Annotated in this window: 1 protein-coding gene and 1 pseudogene; both read right to left on the bottom strand. The window is 45.4% G+C overall.

Features of this window, described 5'->3' with window-relative positions:
• A partial coding sequence (locus LD39_RS21585) for an arginase family protein (RefSeq protein ID WP_035554047.1) occupies positions 1-213 on the bottom strand: 213 nt, incomplete at its 3' end.
• A gap of 5 nt (positions 214-218) precedes the next feature.
• A pseudogene (locus LD39_RS21580) lies at positions 219-564 on the bottom strand (spermidine synthase); the annotation flags it as partial.

Raw genomic sequence — 564 nt, 5'->3', positions numbered from 1 at the left:
ATAGCTGACTTCTTCAAGGTGACGGTCTAAGTAAGGGCTGTACTCCTCTAACCCGATAGAAGCTTCACGAATCCGGTTTGGACCGAAGCGTGAACCAGGTCGGAAACTCACGGTCCAATCCATCGGCATCCCGTAGATGACACAGTCTGCTTCTTTTTCGGTTGCACGGCTCATGATAAACACTTTTCCAGAGTAGGATTCATCAAAAATCATGTGGCTCACTCCTCTGTTAAATCTTTCACGAATCTAGGCAAAGCGAAAGAAGCGGCATGAAGCTCCTTCGTATAATACTTCGTGTCGATATCAAAAAAGCGCTCATCCGCCACTTGAAGAGGATCGTAAATTTTACTACCCATTGTGAACGTCCAGAGGCCGCTCGGATACGTCGGAATGTTCGCGGTATATACTTTAGTGATTGGGAAAGTTTCTTTCACATCACTGTACACCTGCTTGATCAACTCCGCTTTGAACCATGGGTTATCGGTTTGAGCGACGAAGATTCCATCTTCTCTCAATGCTTTTGCAATTCCTTCGTAAAAACCTTTGGAGAAAAGGTTTACGGCA

It is taken from the genome of Halobacillus sp. BBL2006 (assembly GCF_000786645.1).
Classification (GTDB): Bacteria; Bacillota; Bacilli; order Bacillales; family Halobacillaceae; genus Halobacillus.
This window is presented reverse-complemented; position numbering and strand designations above follow the sequence as displayed.